This window comes from Zoogloea sp. LCSB751 (assembly GCF_002028455.1).
GTDB lineage: Bacteria > Pseudomonadota > Gammaproteobacteria > Burkholderiales > Rhodocyclaceae > Zoogloea.
Genome location: NZ_MWUM01000030.1, coordinates 30,297 through 47,159, shown reverse-complemented (window position 1 = coordinate 47,159; position 16,863 = coordinate 30,297). Strand labels below are relative to the sequence as shown.

The window sequence follows — 16,863 nt, the reverse complement described above, 5'->3', positions numbered from 1 at the left end:
ACACAAGGCAGACGGCTGCGACTCGAACCATGAACTGACGACAGACGACTACATCTACAACCATCTACGGAGTTCACACGAGTGGTCCTGACTGTTTCGCAAGTATGCTCGAACTGTTAAGAACGTGCGGTCATTAACGCATCCGGCGACTTCGAGCCACCGAAGAAGCGCTGTGATTGACAACGCTCAAGGTAATTCTATGGACGCACACAAACCATGCACGGGAAGATGGCCCCCCTGCCGTTTAGGACTTCAAACGACAGGGGGCAGTAGTAACGCGGGTGAATTCTAAGCCAACGCAAGTCGGCGTCACTTGAGCCCGCCTGTCGAGACTCAGTACGTAGCAACACCACATGCTAGTCAGCGCTCCAACACTCAGGACAAAGTGACCTAACAGGACACATGCAACTCGGACTGAACTGCTTATGGGGCAGTTCTTTTTCCCCGTACAGCCGCAACCAATTCTCGGGCAGTCGGGTTGTAGTATCGCATTGTCAATTCGAGCGTATCCCAGGTCATGATTTTGGCCAAAGTTCCGCCAGCCATGATTGGTGCCATACGGCTGGCTGCCTCATGACGCAAATCATGGAACCTGAAATTCTCCAGCCCCGCTCGGTCTCTCGCGCGCCGAAACGCACTTCCGAGAGCCTGAACGGTAGGGAAGGCCTGGCCGAACACAAACCCGCTCTCATCACGAGGAAGCCCCTTAAGCACTTCAACGGCCTTCTCGGTAAGCGGCACCGGTCTCCAGCGTTGCTTATGACTTTCGGCCTTCGTGAGAACCCATATCACCTCCTCGTCCTCAGCCTCAAGGTCGACCTGGTCCCAGCGCAAACTGGCAAGCCGCCCTTCACGTAAGCCGGTTTCAATCGCTAGTTGGATTGCGGCCTTCAACTGCACAGGATTCGAGCGGGCCTCAGACGCAGCCTCAAGTAGCCGAACCTCTTCATCTCCACGAAGGCGACGCTCACGACCACCAGGAATCTTGGGGCCACGGATTCCCTCAATGGGGTTTTCCACCGGTATCGACCAGTTCTTTCGCGCGTAGTTGAACATCGCACTAATGAGTGCAAGCTCAAGACGAACGGTATTTGGCCCTACCTCCTTAAGACGAGCATCTCGATATTGGGAGAAATCGACAGCGCGCAGTGTATCTAGTGTCCTGAGTGCCAGAGGATGCGCCTTCCACCGCTTGACACGACTCAGTTCCTGCCTCGCCCCAATATTGTTCACTACAACCGCGTTCTGATAGCGGTCGAGCAGTTCGCCTAGGGTCGTACGTTCAAGTTCGCTGCGGTCAGTGAAAACCCTCTGGAGCATCTTGGACTCAATGTCCAAAGCCCATCTCTCCGCGTCTTCATAAGACTCGAAGGTGGCGCACTGCTTGGGGTAGCCTTTGCGGCGAATAATGGCCTGGTACTGGTAGTCGCCGCGCTTGGTGATGCTTGCCATACGTATCTAACTCCTTTTTGATGGAGCTAGGTATAGCGCTGTCGGGGGAGGATACCGGCCAGCAGGAAAGTTAGTGCTGCAAAAATGCTGCAAAAACTCTAGAATGGCGACCTTTCGCGGTACTTAGGCCACTCTAACTGCTTGATTTTACTGCTGGTGCCGGGAGAGGGACTCGAACCCTCACACCTTGCGGCGGCGGATTTTGAATCCGCTGCGTCTACCGATTCCGCCATCCCGGCATGGGAAGCCGCGCATTATCTACGAAACTGTTACCCGTATCAACCCATGGTTTTGACCCTCGACGATTTCGACTATTCGCTCCCCCCGGAGCTGATTGCCCAAGCCCCTCTCGAACGCCGTACCGACAGCCGCCTGCTCCAGGTTTCACCGGCGCTGAACGACCTGCATTTCTCCGACCTGCCCAGTCTCATGGCCCCCGGCGACCTGCTGGTCTTCAACGACACCCGCGTGCTGCACGCCCGCCTGTTCGGCACCAAGGACACCGGCGGCCAAGTGGAAGTGATGATCGAACGCCCCCTCGGCGCTCATGAAGCCCTCGCCCAGATACGCGCCAGCAAGTCGCCCAAGCCAGGCACCCGCCTGCACCTGGAAGGTGCGCTGGAGGTCGAAGTACTGGGCCGCGCCGGCGAGTTTTTCCATCTGCGCTTTCCCGCGACTGAAGACCTGATCGAACTGCTCGAACGCCACGGCCGCCTGCCGCTGCCCCCCTACATCGAGCGAGCCGCGGGCAATACCGACGAATCCCGCTACCAGACTGTCTATGCACGGAACCCGGGTTCGGTCGCCGCGCCGACCGCCGGTCTGCACTTCGACGAGCCTCTCCTCGCCCGCCTCGCAGAGCAGGGCGTGAATAGCGCCTACGTCACCCTCAACGTCGGCGCAGGTACGTTCCAACCGGTGCGTGTCCAGGACTTGTCCGAACACCAGATGCACACCGAAGCCTACTTCGTCCCCGAGGCCACGGTGGATGCCATCGCCGCCACCAAGGCGGCCGGCAAGCGTGTGGTCTGCGTCGGCACCACCAGCATGCGCGCCCTGGAATCGGCCGCGCGCAGCGGCACCCTGCAGGCAGGCGAAGCGGAGAGCGACCTGTTCATCCTGCCCGGCTATGAATTCCAGGTGGCCGACGGCCTCATCACCAACTTCCACCTACCCAAATCCACCCTGCTGATGCTCGTGTCCGCCTTTGCCGGCATGGACACCATCCGCCGCGCCTACGCCCATGCCATCGAGCAGCGCTACCGCTTCTTCAGCTACGGCGACGCCATGTTCCTGACCCGGAATTCCCAATGAAATACGAACTCCTCGCCACCGACGGCGACGCCCGCCGCGGCCGCCTGACCCTCAACCACGGCACCGTGGACACCCCGGCCTTCATGCCGGTCGGCACCTATGGCTCCGTCAAGGGCATCTCGCCGCAGGACCTACGCGACATCGGTGCCCAGATCTGCCTTGGCAACACCTTCCACCTGTGGCTGCGCCCCGGCCTGGAGGTGATGGAAGCCTTCGGCGGCCTGCACCAGTTCATGGCCTGGGACGGCCCGATCCTCACGGACTCCGGCGGCTTCCAGGTCTTCTCCCTCGGCGCCTTGCGCAAGATCAGTGAGGAAGGCGTGCGCTTCAGCTCGCCGGTGAATGGCGACAAGCTGTTCCTCACCCCCGAGGAATCGATGCGCATCCAGAAGGTGCTCAATTCCGATGTGGTGATGATCTTCGACGAATGCACGCCCTACCCGGCCACGGTGACCGAGGCTGCCGACTCCATGCGCATGTCCCTGCGCTGGGCGCAGCGCTCCAAGGACGAGTTCAACCGGCTCGAGAACGACAACGCGCTGTTCGGCATCGTCCAGGGCGGCATGTACGAAAACCTGCGTGACGAATCCCTCGCCGGCCTGGAGGAAATCGGTTTCCACGGCTACGCCATCGGCGGGCTGTCGGTCGGAGAGCCCAAGGACGACATGCAGCGCATCCTGCACCACACCGCGCCGCGCCTGCCCCAGAACAAGCCGCGCTACCTGATGGGCGTCGGCACGCCTGAAGACATCGTCTTCGCGGTACAGGCCGGCATCGACATGTTCGACTGCGTGATGCCCACTCGCAACGCGCGCAACGGCTGGCTGTTCACCCGCCACGGCGACATCAAGATCCGCAACGCCCGCCACAAGTCCGACACCCGGCCGCTGGACGAATCCTGTGACTGCTACACCTGCCGCAACTTCTCCCGTGGCTACCTGCACCACCTCAACCGCCTCAACGAGATCCTCGGCGCACGACTGGCCACCATCCACAACCTGCACTACTACCAGCAACTGATGCGCGATCTGCGCGACGCCATCGCCAGCGGCACACTGACAGATTACGTCGCCCGCTTCCACCGGGAACGAGCCGGCCAGGGGGAGTAAGGCGCCTGTAAGGCCGGACCGCTTCGCCCGCCCGGCCCTTGCCGCTATAATCCCGCCTTTTACCAGCATCCTTCCATGCAGGTTTTCCGCGGAATTCCCGAACGCACCGAACACGGCTGCGTGCTCACCATCGGCAACTTCGATGGCGTGCACCGCGGCCACCAGGCGCTGCTGGCGAAGCTCACCGCGAAGGCGCGCGCCACCGGCCTGCCCGCTTCGGTGCTCACCTTCGAGCCCCATCCGCGCGAGTATTTCGCCCACGAGAACCGGCCGCGCCGGCTCACCTCCCTTCGCGAAAAGATCCAGCTCCTCGCTGCTCAGGGCGTTGACCGCCTCTACATCGGCCGCTTCAATGCCCGCTTCGCGTCGCTCACCGCCGAACAGTTCATCGAGGACATCCTGATCCGCGGACTCGGCGTGCGCGACCTGATGATCGGCGACGACTTCCGCTTCGGCAAAGGCCGCAAGGGTGATTTCGCAATGCTGCAGCATGCCGGCCAGACCGCCGGCTTCACGGTCGAGGCCATGCACACCCTGGTCCATGACGGCGAACGCGTTTCCAGCTCGGCAATCCGCGAGGCACTTTCCGACGGCGACATGCCCCACGCCGCCCGCCTGCTCGGCCGCCCGTACAGCATCAGCGGCCGCGTCATGCACGGCGACAAGATCGGCCGCACGATCGGCTTCCCCACCGCCAACATCCAGCTCAAGCACCGCAGCCCGCCTCTGATGGGCATCTACACCGTCAGCGTCGACGGCCTGGCCGACAAGCCCTGGCCCGGCGTGGCGAGCATCGGCGTGCGGCCCACCATCAACGACGCCGGCCGCGCGACCCTCGAAGTCAATCTCTTCGACTGGAGCGCCGACTGTTACGACGCCCATCTACGGATCAATTTCCTGCGCAAGCAACGGGACGAGGAGCGCTACGACAGCCTCGAAGCCCTCACCGCCCAGATTGCCCGCGACGCCGAAGAGGCCCGCGCCTACTTCGTCCAGAATCCCCTCTGAATTCACGCACCGACCATGTCCGACAATCGCAAGACCCTGAACCTGCCCGACACGCCCTTCCCGATGCGCGGCGACCTCGCCAAGCGCGAGCCCGCCTGGATCGCCGACTGGCAGCAGCGCAAGCTCTACCAGAAGATCCGCAAGGCATCCGCTGGACGGCCGAAGTTCGTGTTGCACGACGGCCCCCCATACGCCAACGGCAACCTCCACCTGGGTCATGCGCTGAACAAGATCCTCAAGGACATCATCGTCCGCTCCAAGACCCTGGCCGGTTTTGACGCACCCTACGTACCTGGCTGGGACTGCCACGGTCTACCGATCGAACACAAGATCGAAGTCACCCACGGCAAGAACCTGCCCGCCGACAAGGTCCGCGAACTGTGCCGCGCCTACGCCGCCGAACAGGTGGAAGTGCAGAAGAAGGAATTCATCCGTCTGGGCGTCCTCGGTGATTGGGACAATCCCTACCTGACCATGAACTTCGCCAACGAGGCCGGCGAGATCCGCGCCCTGGCCGAAATGGTCAAGAAGAACTATGTATTCAAGGGCTTGAAGCCGGTGAATTGGTGTTTCGACTGTGGCTCCGCCTTGGCCGAAGCCGAAGTCGAGTACGCCGACAAGAAATCGCCGACCGTCGATGTGGCCTTCCCGATCAGCGAAACCGACGCCCCCAAGCTGGCAGCGGCCTTCGGCCTTGCCAGCCTGCCCAAGACCGCCTACGCAGTGATCTGGACCACTACCCCATGGACCATCCCGGCCAACCAGGCCCTCAACATCCACCCCGAGCACGAATACGCGCTCGTGGACGCGGGTGACCGCCTGCTGGTCCTCGCCAAGGACCTGGTGGAGGAAAGCCTCAAGCGCCAGGGTCGCGAAGGCAGCATCCTGGCGACGGCCCAGGGCAAGGCTCTGGAAGGCCTGCAGTTCCGCCACCCCCTCTACGATCGCGTCGCCCCGGTCTATCTGGCCGACTACGTGGGCCTGGACGCCGGCACCGGCATCGTGCACTGCGCGCCGGCCCACGGCGTGGACGACTTCAACGCCTGGCGCACCTACGGTCGTGGCAACGACGAGATCATCTCCATCGTCAAGGGCGACGGCGTTTACGTGGATGACCTGCCCCTCTTTGGCGCCATGTCGATCTGGAAAGCCAACCAGGCCATCTGCGACAAACTCACCGAAGTCGGCAACCTGCTCTCCCACGGCAGCGTCATGCACAGCTACATGCACTGCTGGCGCCACAAGACCCCGGTGATCTACCGGGCCACGGCCCAGTGGTTCGTCGGCATGGACCGCCTGCCCACGGACGGCAAGTCCCTGCGCGAAAAAGCTCTGGCTGGCGTCGAGGCCACTGCCTTCTACCCGGCCTGGGGCAAGCCCCGCCTGCAGTCCATGATCGCCAACCGGCCCGACTGGTGCATCTCCCGCCAGCGCAACTGGGGCGTGCCCATCCCCTTCTTCCTGCACAAGGAAACCGGCGAGCTGCATCCCCGTACCGTCGAACTGATGGAACAGGTTGCCCAGCGCGTCGAGAAGGAAGGCATCGAAGCCTGGTTCAAGCTGGACGCCGCCGAGCTGCTCGGCACCGAAGCCGCCCAGTACGACAAGATCAGCGACACCCTCGACGTCTGGTTCGATTCCGGCACGACCCACTGGCACGTTCTGCGCGGCTCCCACAACGACGGCCACGCGACCGGCCCCCGCGCCGACCTCTACCTGGAAGGCTCGGACCAGCACCGCGGCTGGTTCCATTCGTCCCTGCTCACCGGCGCCGCCATCGACGGCCACCCGCCCTACAAGGCCCTGCTCACCCACGGTTTCACCGTGGACCAGCAAGGCCGCAAGATGAGCAAATCCCTGGGCAACACGATCCTGCCCCAAGAAGTCACCGACAAGATGGGCGCCGAAATCCTGCGCCTGTGGGTCGCCGCCACCGATTATTCGGGCGAGCTGGCCATGTCGAAGGAGATCCTGGCCCGCGTCGTCGAATCCTACCGCCGCATCCGCAACACCCTGCGCTTCCTGATGGCCAACATCGCCGACTTCGATGCCGGCACGGACATGCTGCCGGTGGAGCAATGGTTCGAGATCGACCGCTATGCCCTGGCCTTCACCCGCCAGCTGCAGGCCCAGGCCCAGGCCGACTACGACCGCTACGAGTTCCACCGCGTGGTCCAGGCCCTCCAGACCTTCTGCTCCGAGGATCTCGGCGGCTTCTGGCTGGACATCCTGAAGGACCGCCTCTACACCACCAAGCCCGACTCCCTGGCCCGCCGCTCCGCCCAGAGCGCCCTGTGGCACGTTCTGCAGGCCGTCGTGAAGCTGATGGCGCCGATCCTGTCCTTCACCGCCGAAGAAATCTGGCAATTGCTGAACCAGGACGGGGAGGACAGCGTGATGCTCCACACCTTCCACCAGCTGCCGGCACAGGACGGCGAGGAGGCTTTGCTCGAGCGCTGGAACACAATCCGCGCCGCCCGTGCCGACGTCCTGAAAGTCATCGAATCGGTCCGCACTGAAGGCAAGGTCGGCTCGTCGCTGCAGGCCGAAGTGGAAATCCGCGCGGCCGGCGCCAAATACGACACGCTAGCCAGCCTCGCCGATGACCTGCGCTTCGTGCTGATCTGCTCCAAGACCACGCTCGTTAAGGTGGGTAACGAAGCCGACGAAGCCATCCTCGTTATCCCGTCGGAACAAAAGAAGTGCGATCGCTGCTGGCACTACCGGGAAGACGTGGGGCACGACGCAAATCATCCGGAACTTTGCGGCCGCTGCACGTCCAACCTGCACGGCGCCGGCGAAGCCCGCTCGGTCGCCTGAGCCTCCTTGTAAAACAGCAGGAGTCCTGCCCTTGAAACTACGCCTAGGCAACTGGATCGGTCTCGCGGCCATCATCGTGCTGGCCGACCAATGGACCAAGCACCTCGTCCGCGGCGCCTTGCGCAACGGCGAAGTCATCCGCGTCACCGACTTCTTCGATCTGGTGCTCGCCTTCAACCCGGGTGCCGCTTTCAGCTTCCTGGCCGACCAGGCCGGCTGGCAGCGCTGGTTCTTCGTGGCCCTGGCCGCCGTCATCTGTGGCTGGCTGCTGCGCCTGCTGGCCCGTCACCAGCACGAACTGCTGCAGCCACTGGCCTTCTCGCTGATCATCGGTGGCGCCATCGGCAACGTCATCGACCGCTTCGTCTTCGGCGCGGTGGTCGACTTCCTGTATTTCCACATCGGCCGCTACGGCTGGCCGGCCTTCAACGTGGCGGACTCCGCCATCACGGTAGGCGTGGTCCTGATGATCGTCGCCCAGCTACGCGAACATCGCCACGCCCCCGCCCAAGAGAAACTCTCATGACCCAGATCGTCCAGCCCGACAGCCTGCTGACCCTCCACTACCGGATCTCCCTCGACAACGGCCAGCCGCTCATCAGCACCTTCGAGTCCCAGCCGGCCACCATGCAGCTGGGCCACGGGGATATCGCCCCGGCCCTGGAGCGCTGTCTGGCGGGAATCACCGTTGGTGAGCATCACACCTTCCTGCTCGAGCCGGAGAATGCCTTTGGCGCCCATCGCGAAGACCTGATCGAGAAGGTCCGCCTGGAGGACTTTCCTGCAGATGCCGAAGTGGCCCCGATGGTCATCATGGAATTCACTGCACCCGACGGTACCCGCTACCCGGGCCTGATCCGCGAAGTTCTCGACACCCATGCAGTGATCGACTTCAATCACCCGCTGGCCGGCAAGTCGATCCGCTTTGAAGTTGAAGTGATCGGCATCAACTGATGTCCGCAGGAGGTATCCCGATGGAAGTATTGCTCGCCACACCCCGCGGCTTCTGTGCCGGTGTCGAACGCGCAATCGAGATCGTCGAGCGCGCCCTCACCCAGTTCGGCGCCCCCATCTATGTGCGCCACGAGGTCGTGCACAACCGCTTCGTGGTGGAAGGCCTGCGCGCCAAGGGTGCGGTATTCATCGAAGAGCTCGCCGACGTACCCGCCGGCAATACGGTGATTTTCAGCGCCCATGGCGTGTCCCAGGCCGTACGCACCGAAGCCGAGGCCCGAGGGCTGCGGGTCTTCGACGCCACCTGCCCGCTCGTCACCAAGGTGCACCTCGAGGTCGCCCGCATGCGCGATCAGGGGCGCGAACTGATCATGATCGGCCACAAGGGGCATCCCGAGGTGGAAGGTACGATGGGCCAGGTCCGGGACGGGATCTACTTGGTCGAATCCGTCGATGACGTGGCGAACCTGCAGGTCACCAAGCCCGACATGCTGGCCTACGTCACGCAGACCACGCTGTCGGTAGACGATGCCGGCGCCATCGTCACGGCGCTGCGGGCGCGCTTTCCGAGCATTGTCGGCCCCAAGAAGGACGATATCTGCTACGCCACCCAGAATCGGCAGGATGCGGTGAAATTCATGGCGCCTCAGTCGGACCTAGTGCTGGTGGTGGGGTCGACCAACAGCTCCAATTCCAACCGCCTGCGTGAAGTCGCCGAACTGTTGAACGTGCCGGCCTATCTCGTCGATAACGCCGAAGCCATCGATCCGGCCTGGATTGCGGGGAAACAGCGTATCGGCGTGACAGCGGGAGCATCGGCGCCGGAAGTACTGGTCAACTCCGTGATTGCCCGCCTCAAGGAACTGGGCGCGGCATCGGTTCGCCAACTGGAAGGCGTGCCGGAAAAGGTGACCTTCCCGCTGCCGAAGGAACTCCAGGGCGCCAGCCAGCCTTAACGCCCATACGAGCCGCTGTCTATGGAAATATATAGAGACAGCGAGACTCAGACCTACAGCAGTTTCCTGCATTTGAAAAAGACGAAGCCCCCGACCTGCGGGGGCTTCGTCTTTTCCGGACCTCCAGGAGCTGGAGTGCATCGCGCCATCGCAGCTTCCATCGATTCGCATCAAAGATGCGGCTGCATGATCCGTCGATAAAACTCATGGAAATGCTGCATCCCGTCCTCGTACGGCGACTGGTAAGGCCCCACCTCATTCCGGCCCGCCTTCAGCAGGGCAAGACGGCCGCGATCCATGCGCTCGCCGATGTCATCGTCCTCAACGGCGGTTTCCATGTAAGCAGCCTGCTCAGCCTCGACGAAATCGCGCTCGAACTCAAGGATCTCTTCCGGATAGTAGAACTCGACCACATTCGTGGTCTTGTTCACGTCCGTCGGAATCAGGGTGCTGACCACCAGCACATGGGGATACCACTCCACCATGATGTTGGGGAAATAGGTCAACCAGATGGCGCCATGCTTGGGCATCTCGCCACCGTGGTAACTGAGCACGGCCTCGTGCCAGCGTTTGTAGGTAGACGATCCCGGCTTCTTAAGCGACGTGATGCCAACGCGCTGTACGGAATACCACTCACCGAACTGCCAGGTGAGGTCGTCGCAGGTCACGAACTGGCCCAGCCCCGGGTGGTAGGGCTCGACGTGGTAATCCTCGAGGTAAACCTCGATAAAGGTCTTCCAGTTGTAGTTGCACTCGTGGATCTCGACCTTGTCGAGCTTGTAGCCCGCAAAATTGAGCTCACTGGCCACATGCATGCCGGCCAGATCCGCCGATGCCGAGCGAGGCCCCTTGAACAGGAGGCCATTCCAATTATCCAGCTTCTGGCGCTGCAGGTTGAGGCACGGATTTTCAGCGAAGTGCGGCGCACCGATCAGCAGACCGTCAGGGTTATACGTCCAGCGATGGATCGGGCAAACGATGTTGCGGTCGGCAATGCCGGACCCCTGCAGCATGATCGCCTGACGATGGCGGCAGACGTTGGACATCTGATAGAAGCCATCTTCCCGATTGATCAGCAGATTCGAATGGTCGAGCCATTCCAGCGACCGGTATTGATTGACTTCTGGCACCATCAGCTCGTGGCCGACGTAGCCGGGCCCGACATCGAAGAGGAGGCGCTTCTCCAATTCGAAGACCTGTTCGTCGAAATACCACGAAACCGGCAATTGGGAAACCGCCGGAGAAAGCTGTGCCTGAGAAGCGATGTCAGACATCCCGAACCCCCTGATTCAAAGCGAAAGCCCGAAACGTAAAGCTCGTTATTATATAGTATTACGCGTTTGACCTGTAGCCCGGCCATAGGCTATTTTTACGCTTTGCCCCTGCCCAACCGGCCGCCCATGGTCAAATCTGCCTCCACCAAAACGTCCAACAGCTTCGAGTCAAGCATTTCCGAACTCGAGTCCATCGTTCAGGAAATGGAAAATGGCTCGCTGTCCCTCGAGCAGTCCCTCTCCGCCTACGAACGCGGCACAGCCCTCCTTCGTCACTGCCAGGACGTGCTGAACAAGGCGGAGCAAAGCATTCGCATCGTGGAAAACAGTGCGGCCAACCCGGAGCAGCCCCAGCCATGAGCCCTCGCAGTTTCAGCCAGTGGATGGGCGACATCCAGCAACGCACGGAGATCGCCCTCGATCAGGCCCTGCCCTCGGCCGACATTGCCCCCGAACGCCTGCATCAGGCCATGCGCTACGCGGTACTCGGAGGCGGCAAACGCGTTCGTCCATTACTCGTGCATGCCGCCGGGCAGCTGGCGCAAGCAGATGCCGCCCGCCTCGATCGGATCGCCTGTGCGCTGGAACTGATCCACGCCTACTCGCTGGTGCATGACGACATGCCCTGCATGGATGACGACGCACTGCGACGCGGCAAACCGACTGTTCACGTGGAATACGACGAGGCCACCGCCCTCCTGGTCGGTGACGCCCTGCAGACGCTGGCGTTCCAGCACATCGCCGACGACACCGTCTGCGACGACCCCGCACAACAGGTCGCCATGATCCGCCAGCTCGCCGTAGCCTCCGGCTCCCGCGGCATGGCTGGCGGGCAGGCTATTGATCTGGCATCCGTCGGCCTCGAACTCAGCCTGACTGAACTGGAGTTCATGCACATTCACAAGACCGGCGCCCTGATACGGGCGTCGATCGCGCTTGGTGCCCAGTGCGGCCACCCGCTGGGAGACGAAGCCATGGCCTCCCTCGATCACGTCGGCAAGGTGATCGGACTCCTCTTTCAGATTGTGGACGATATCCTCGACGCAGAAGCGGACACTGCCACCCTTGGCAAGACGGCCGGTAAGGATGCCGCCAACGACAAGCCCACTTACGTCAGCCTGCTCGGCACCAGCCGTGCCCGCGAACTGGCTGAGGAAATGTGCCAGAGCGCCCTGGACAGCCTCGCCACCTTCGGCAACAACGCCCAGCGCCTATCCGAACTGACGCGCTTCATCGTTCGTCGCCAGTTCTGAGGCCGGCAGATCGACAACACAGAATATCCATTAACGACCCGGTATCCCGGAATGCCCTTCGCAACGCAGCCCGCCAAACCTCGCGCCAGCCTGCTGGACAGCATCACCTCTCCCGCGGACCTGCGCCAGCTCGACCCCGGCGAACTCCCCAAGCTGGCCGACGAGCTGCGCAACTTCCTGATCGACTCGGTTTCCCATACCGGCGGACACCTGTCGTCGAACCTGGGAACCGTGGAACTGACCATTGCGCTGCACTATGTGTTCAGCACACCTGACGACCGCATCGTCTGGGACGTGGGCCACCAAACCTACGCCCACAAGATCCTGACGGGCCGTCGCGAGGCCATGGCTGGCCTGCGTCAATACCATGGCATCTCAGGCTTTCCACGCCGCAGCGAGAGCCCTTACGACACCTTCGGCACCGCCCATTCGTCCACCTCGATCTCCGCAGCCCTCGGCATGGCCGAAGCCGCCCGCCTGCGCGGAGAAGATCGGCGCGCGATTGCCGTCATCGGTGACGGCGCAATGTCGGCCGGCATGGCCTTTGAAGCGTTGAACAACGCCGGGGACATCAGCGACACCAATCTGCTGGTCATTCTCAACGACAACGAGATGTCCATCTCGCCGCCCGTGGGTGCACTCAACAAGCATCTGTCCCGCCTGCTATCCGGGCGCCTTTATAACGGCGCACGCACCATCGGCAAGCGCTTCCTCGAGAACCTGCCCCCTCCCGTTTTCGAATTCGCCAAGCGCACCGAAGAACACGTGAAAGGCATGGTGATGCCCGGCACGATGTTCGAGGAATTCGGCTTCAATTACATTGGCCCTATCGATGGTCACGACCTTGAAGCCTTGCTACCGACGCTACAGAATCTGCGTACCCTGAAGGGACCGCAATTCCTGCACGTCATCACCCGCAAGGGACAGGGCTACAAGCTCGCGGAAGCTGATCCCATCCTCTATCACGGCGTCTCCAAATTCGACCATGCAGCGGGCATCACGACCGGAAAGGGCGGCGGCAAGCTCACCTACACTCAGGTGTTTGGCGACTGGCTGTGTGACATGGCTGCGGTCGACAAGCGCCTCGTGGCGATCACCCCTGCCATGCGCGAAGGGTCGGGCATGGTCCGTTTCGCCCACGAATACCCGGATCGCTATTACGACGTCGGGATCGCCGAACAGCACGCCCTGACCTTCGGTGCCGGCCTGGCCTGTGAGGGCTTCAAGCCGGTGGTGGCCATCTATTCCACCTTCCTGCAACGCGCCTACGATCAGCTGATTCATGACATCGCCCTGCAGAACCTGCCGGTCATGCTGGCCATCGACCGGGCCGGCCTGGTTGGCGCCGACGGCGCCACCCATCACGGTGCTTTCGACATCTCCTATCTGGCCTGCATTCCCAATCTGACGATCTTCTGTCCGGCAGACGAAAACGAATGCCGCCAGATGCTCTACACGGCTTACCAGCACGACGGCCCGACTGCCGTCCGCTACCCGCGTGGCAGCGGCCTGGGAATCCAGCCGGAAAAGCGCATGCACCCCCTACCGATCGGCAAGGGCGAGGTCCGCCGCAGCGGAACCCGTTACGCCCTCCTCGCCTTCGGCAGCCTGCTTGGCCCAGCACTGGAGGTCGCAGACACGCTCGATGCCACCGTAGCCAACATGCGCTTTGCAAAGCCGATCGACCGGGAGCTCGTTCTCGAGCTGGCTGACAGCCACGAGATTCTCGTCACGCTCGAGGAGAACGCCATCATCGGCGGCGCTGGATCGGAAGTTGTCCGCATACTGCAGGAGGCCGGCAAAGCCATCAGGGTGCTGCAACTGGGTCTGCCCGACCGTTTCATCGACCATGGCGACCAGCAACAGTTGATGGCTGAGGTCGAACTCGACGCCGCGGGCATCCTCAAGCACATAGAAGCAAGCTACCGGACGAATAGTTGAGCGCTTTTGTCGGGAATGATAGGATCGAATCCATTGAGGGGCGCCAGATCCCTATTCCCCAACGAGATTTATCGAGAACAGCCATGACCACCTGCGAAGCCCCAACCCCCATCCCCGACGTACAGAACTCCGCCGACTCCCGCCAGCTGGCCATCAACAAGGTCGGCATCAAGGCAATCCGCCACCCCATCAAGGTTCAGGACAAAAAGAGCGGTGGCATCCAGCACACGATTGCAGTATTCAATATGTACGTGGGCCTGCCCCACAATTTCAAGGGGACGCACATGTCCCGCTTCGTGGAAATCCTTAACAGTCACGAGCGGGAAATCTCTGTCGAATCCTTCGAGCCGATGCTTCGGGAGATGGTCAGAAAGCTCGAGGCCGAAACCGGCCACGTAGAAATGACTTTCCCTTACTTCATCAACAAGGCCGCCCCGGTTTCTGGCGTGCAGAGCCTGATGGACTATGAGGTCACATTCATCGGGGAAATCCGGGAAGGGGGAGACTACGAGTTTACGATGAAGGTCGTCGTTCCAGTGACCAGCCTGTGCCCCTGCTCCAAGAAGATCTCCGCATACGGCGCCCACAACCAGCGCTCCCACGTCACGGTCACGGCCACGACCAACGATCACCTTTGGATCGAGGAGCTCGTCCAGCTGGTCGAGGAACAGGCATCCTGCGAGCTCTACGGGCTACTCAAGCGTCCTGATGAGAAGTTTGTTACCGAACGCGCTTACGACAACCCCAAGTTCGTCGAAGACATGGTGCGCGACGTTGCCGGAGCCCTCAACCAGGAAAGCCGCATCGACGCATACGTCGTGGAATCCGAGAACTTCGAGTCGATCCACAATCACTCGGCCTACGCACTGATCGAACGGAACAAGCACGCCTGAGCCAGCAATCCACTCCCAACCCGCGCCATATACAAATGCACGGGCAAAAAAAACGGAACCCGAAGGTTCCGTTTTTTTGTACCGCGGAAAATCAGGCCTTGGCGGCAGCAGCCTTGGCAGCAAAGGACTTGTAGTCCAGCTTTTCCTTGATACGCGCAGACTTGCCGGAGCGGCTGCGCAGATAGTACAGCTTGGCACGACGCACATCACCGCGACGCTTCACTTCGATGCTGGCAACCAGCGGGGAATAAGTCTGGAACGTACGCTCCACACCTTCGCCGGAAGAGATCTTGCGAACGATGAAGGCAGAGTTCAGACCGCGATTGCGCTTGGCGATCACGACACCTTCGTAAGCCTGAAGACGCTCGCGATTACCTTCCTTGACCTTGACCTGCACGACAACGGTATCGCCAGGAGCGAATTGCGGGATCGTCTTGCCTTGGGTCAGGCGAGTGATTTCTTCTTGCTCGAGCTGCTGAATGAGGTTCATGCGTAACTCCTGAAAAATATGGGCCAGTGGCCTTTCGTGCAGAGCAGGTCGCCACCTGATACACGGCTTTGTTATTGAAACCGGAAATCAGCTTTCCGATTTCGCTTCAGTTTGCCGGAATGCCTCCAGCAAACGAATTTCTTCCTTGCTCAACTTCCGGTTGACCAGCAGATCCGGTCTTCGCAGCTCAGTCCGCCCAAGGGATTGCTGCAGACGCCAGCGCCGAATCTCGGCATGGTTGCCGGACATCAACACGCCCGGCACAGTCACCCCCTCGTACTCGACCGGCCGCGTGTAATGCGGGCAATCAAGCAGACCGTCGACGAAAGAATCTTCTACTGCCGAATCCTCGTCATTCAGGGCGCCCGGCAACTGCCGGATCATGGCATCGAGCAATACCATCGCCGGCAACTCCCCCCCCGAGAGGACGAAATCACCCAACGATATTTCTTCATCCACGCAGCGCTCGATCAAACGTTGATCGACCCCTTCGTAGCGGCCGCAAAGCAGCACCAGCGCGGGTTCCGACACAAGCTCCAGCACGCGTCCATGCTCCAGCGGACGCCCCTGCGGTGACAGATAAATCACTCTCCCCGCCACGCCAGCGCTTTCCACCTGACGCGCCTGGGCAGCCTTGATGGATTTCTCCAACGGCCCCGGCAACATCACCATTCCCGGCCCGCCCCCGTAAGGACGGTCATCCACGGTTCGATAGCGATCCTCCGCAAAATCCCGCGGATTCCAACAATTCAGTTCGTACAGCCCACGCTCGCGCGCACGCCCCGTAATGCCGAACTCCGACAGCGCGGAGAACATCTGGGGAAACAGACTTACGACGTCGTAGGCCTTGCGGCCACCGACCACCGTCACCAGTCCGCCTCCCAATCCACACGAATGCGGCGACCGACAGCATCCACCTCTGTCACATAACTAGCGACAAAGGGAATAAGCCGCTCGACATCGCCATCCTGTACCTGGAGCACATCATGGACACCCGTAGACAGCAGACCCTTCACTGTTCCCAGGTGCACATCCGACGCATTAAATACCTCCAGACCAACCAGGTCGGCCCAGTAGTATTCATCCTCACCAGGCTTCGGCAAGGCATCCCTTGGTGCGGCGATGTACAAACCTTCGATGGCCTCAGCCGAATTGCGATCTGGAACTTCTCCAAATGCGGCCACCAGAGCTCCTGCCTTGCCGTGGGCCTTGCAGCCCTTGAGCGTATAGGGAGTCCAGTCGTCGCCATCGGGATCGGGACCGATCCACCATTGCGGCATATTTTTCCACGACAAAGGATCATCCCCGAAAGGATGAACCTTTACCCAGCCTCCCACACCAAACGGGGCGACAATACGCCCCAGTACGATCATCTGCACGGCTGACGGAAGACCAGGCT

Annotated in this window: 16 protein-coding genes and 1 tRNA gene; 11 read left to right on the top strand and 6 right to left on the bottom strand. The window is 61.5% G+C overall.

Annotated features, from left to right (window positions below; all coding sequences use genetic code 11):
- Nucleotides 1–423 precede the first annotated feature (423 nt).
- Together B4920_RS22730 and B4920_RS22725 are read right to left on the bottom strand one after the other, a co-directional pair.
- The gene (locus B4920_RS22730; protein ID WP_079436969.1) at nucleotides 424–1,452 is read right to left on the bottom strand and encodes a site-specific integrase; all 1,029 of its coding nucleotides are present in this window, start codon (nucleotides 1,450–1,452) and stop codon (nucleotides 424–426) included.
- Between the two features lie 154 nt (nucleotides 1,453–1,606).
- Nucleotides 1,607–1,691 (bottom strand) — tRNA-Leu (locus B4920_RS22725).
- Nucleotides 1,692–1,737: 46 nt separating this feature from the next.
- Between B4920_RS22725 and queA the strand changes: the two genes are divergently transcribed.
- The 7 genes from queA to ispH all read left to right on the top strand — a co-directional run bounded on the left by queA (nucleotide 1,738) and on the right by ispH (nucleotide 9,613).
- Complete coding sequence (gene queA / locus B4920_RS22720) at nucleotides 1,738–2,766, top strand: tRNA preQ1(34) S-adenosylmethionine ribosyltransferase-isomerase QueA (RefSeq protein ID WP_079436968.1); 1,029 nt, start codon at nucleotides 1,738–1,740, stop codon at nucleotides 2,764–2,766.
- On the top strand, nucleotides 2,763–3,875 hold the full coding sequence (tgt, locus tag B4920_RS22715) for a tRNA guanosine(34) transglycosylase Tgt (protein ID WP_079436967.1): 1,113 nt from the start codon (nucleotides 2,763–2,765) through the stop codon (nucleotides 3,873–3,875). Before queA ends, tgt begins: the two co-directional genes overlap by 4 nt.
- 75 nt (nucleotides 3,876–3,950) lie before the next feature.
- Nucleotides 3,951–4,883: a bifunctional riboflavin kinase/FAD synthetase gene (locus tag B4920_RS22710; protein WP_079436966.1), complete on the top strand. Its 933-nt coding sequence runs from the start codon at nucleotides 3,951–3,953 to the stop codon at nucleotides 4,881–4,883.
- A 15-nt stretch (nucleotides 4,884–4,898) separates the two neighbouring features.
- Entirely contained in the window at nucleotides 4,899–7,703 is a 2,805-nt protein-coding gene (ileS, locus tag B4920_RS22705) for an isoleucine--tRNA ligase (protein ID WP_079436965.1), read from the top strand.
- A gap of 31 nt (nucleotides 7,704–7,734) precedes the next feature.
- Nucleotides 7,735–8,229, top strand: coding sequence for a signal peptidase II (gene lspA / locus B4920_RS22700; RefSeq protein WP_254051026.1), 495 nt, complete (start codon nucleotides 7,735–7,737; stop codon nucleotides 8,227–8,229).
- On the top strand, nucleotides 8,226–8,657 hold the full coding sequence (locus B4920_RS22695; protein ID WP_079436963.1) for a peptidylprolyl isomerase: 432 nt from the start codon (nucleotides 8,226–8,228) through the stop codon (nucleotides 8,655–8,657). Before lspA ends, B4920_RS22695 begins: the two co-directional genes overlap by 4 nt.
- 20 nt (nucleotides 8,658–8,677) lie before the next feature.
- Nucleotides 8,678–9,613 (top strand): 4-hydroxy-3-methylbut-2-enyl diphosphate reductase, encoded by a 936-nt coding sequence (ispH, locus tag B4920_RS22690; protein ID WP_079436962.1) that lies wholly within the window; start codon nucleotides 8,678–8,680, stop codon nucleotides 9,611–9,613.
- A gap of 170 nt (nucleotides 9,614–9,783) precedes the next feature.
- On the opposite strand, the gene B4920_RS22685 is transcribed toward ispH, so the two are convergent.
- A complete protein-coding gene (locus tag B4920_RS22685) occupies nucleotides 9,784–10,887 on the bottom strand; it encodes an aromatic ring-hydroxylating dioxygenase subunit alpha (protein WP_079436961.1) in 1,104 nt (367 codons plus the stop codon).
- Nucleotides 10,888–11,013: 126 nt separating this feature from the next.
- Here B4920_RS22685 and B4920_RS22680 point away from each other — a divergent pair, with 126 nt between their 5' ends.
- The 4 genes from B4920_RS22680 (at nucleotide 11,014) to folE2 (ending at nucleotide 14,974) form a co-directional block, all read left to right on the top strand.
- A complete protein-coding gene (locus B4920_RS22680) occupies nucleotides 11,014–11,247 on the top strand; it encodes an exodeoxyribonuclease VII small subunit (RefSeq protein ID WP_079436960.1) in 234 nt (77 codons plus the stop codon).
- Complete coding sequence (locus B4920_RS22675) at nucleotides 11,244–12,140, top strand: polyprenyl synthetase family protein (RefSeq protein ID WP_079436959.1); 897 nt, start codon at nucleotides 11,244–11,246, stop codon at nucleotides 12,138–12,140. The genes B4920_RS22680 and B4920_RS22675 overlap by 4 nt, the downstream gene beginning before the upstream one ends.
- Nucleotides 12,141–12,191: 51 nt before the next feature.
- On the top strand, nucleotides 12,192–14,081 hold the full coding sequence (dxs, locus tag B4920_RS22670; protein ID WP_079436958.1) for a 1-deoxy-D-xylulose-5-phosphate synthase: 1,890 nt from the start codon (nucleotides 12,192–12,194) through the stop codon (nucleotides 14,079–14,081).
- 83 nt (nucleotides 14,082–14,164) lie between these two features.
- Nucleotides 14,165–14,974 (top strand): GTP cyclohydrolase FolE2, encoded by an 810-nt coding sequence (gene folE2, locus B4920_RS22665; protein ID WP_079436957.1) that lies wholly within the window; start codon nucleotides 14,165–14,167, stop codon nucleotides 14,972–14,974.
- A 91-nt stretch (nucleotides 14,975–15,065) separates the two neighbouring features.
- Here folE2 and rplS read toward each other — a convergent pair whose 3' ends face one another.
- The 3 genes from rplS to rimM form a co-directional block, all read right to left on the bottom strand.
- Nucleotides 15,066–15,464 (bottom strand): 50S ribosomal protein L19, encoded by a 399-nt coding sequence (gene rplS, locus B4920_RS22660; protein WP_079436956.1) that lies wholly within the window; start codon nucleotides 15,462–15,464, stop codon nucleotides 15,066–15,068.
- A gap of 87 nt (nucleotides 15,465–15,551) precedes the next feature.
- Nucleotides 15,552–16,334, bottom strand: a complete 783-nt coding sequence (gene trmD, locus B4920_RS22655; RefSeq protein WP_256376100.1) for a tRNA (guanosine(37)-N1)-methyltransferase TrmD — start codon at nucleotides 16,332–16,334, stop codon at nucleotides 15,552–15,554.
- The gene (rimM, locus tag B4920_RS22650; RefSeq protein ID WP_079436954.1) at nucleotides 16,331–16,837 is read right to left on the bottom strand and encodes a ribosome maturation factor RimM; all 507 of its coding nucleotides are present in this window, start codon (nucleotides 16,835–16,837) and stop codon (nucleotides 16,331–16,333) included. Before rimM ends, trmD begins: the two co-directional genes overlap by 4 nt.
- Nucleotides 16,838–16,863: the final 26 nt, after the last annotated feature.

What these genes read in the sequence shown, in the direction of transcription:
- B4920_RS22730 (WP_079436969.1), bottom strand. Translation starts at nt 1,452, where the DNA reads ATGGCAAGCATCACCAAGCGCGGCGACTACCAGTACCAGGCCATTATT.
- queA (WP_079436968.1), top strand. Translation starts at nt 1,738, where the DNA reads ATGGTTTTGACCCTCGACGATTTCGACTATTCGCTCCCCCCGGAGCTG.
- tgt (WP_079436967.1), top strand. Translation starts at nt 2,763, where the DNA reads ATGAAATACGAACTCCTCGCCACCGACGGCGACGCCCGCCGCGGCCGC.
- B4920_RS22710 (WP_079436966.1), top strand. Translation starts at nt 3,951, where the DNA reads ATGCAGGTTTTCCGCGGAATTCCCGAACGCACCGAACACGGCTGCGTG.
- ileS (WP_079436965.1), top strand. Translation starts at nt 4,899, where the DNA reads ATGTCCGACAATCGCAAGACCCTGAACCTGCCCGACACGCCCTTCCCG.
- B4920_RS22695 (WP_079436963.1), top strand. Translation starts at nt 8,226, where the DNA reads ATGACCCAGATCGTCCAGCCCGACAGCCTGCTGACCCTCCACTACCGG.
- ispH (WP_079436962.1), top strand. Translation starts at nt 8,678, where the DNA reads ATGGAAGTATTGCTCGCCACACCCCGCGGCTTCTGTGCCGGTGTCGAA.
- B4920_RS22685 (WP_079436961.1), bottom strand. Translation starts at nt 10,887, where the DNA reads ATGTCTGACATCGCTTCTCAGGCACAGCTTTCTCCGGCGGTTTCCCAA.
- B4920_RS22680 (WP_079436960.1), top strand. Translation starts at nt 11,014, where the DNA reads ATGGTCAAATCTGCCTCCACCAAAACGTCCAACAGCTTCGAGTCAAGC.
- B4920_RS22675 (WP_079436959.1), top strand. Translation starts at nt 11,244, where the DNA reads ATGAGCCCTCGCAGTTTCAGCCAGTGGATGGGCGACATCCAGCAACGC.
- dxs (WP_079436958.1), top strand. Translation starts at nt 12,192, where the DNA reads ATGCCCTTCGCAACGCAGCCCGCCAAACCTCGCGCCAGCCTGCTGGAC.
- folE2 (WP_079436957.1), top strand. Translation starts at nt 14,165, where the DNA reads ATGACCACCTGCGAAGCCCCAACCCCCATCCCCGACGTACAGAACTCC.
- rplS (WP_079436956.1), bottom strand. Translation starts at nt 15,464, where the DNA reads ATGAACCTCATTCAGCAGCTCGAGCAAGAAGAAATCACTCGCCTGACC.
- rimM (WP_079436954.1), bottom strand. Translation starts at nt 16,837, where the DNA reads ATGATCGTACTGGGGCGTATTGTCGCCCCGTTTGGTGTGGGAGGCTGG.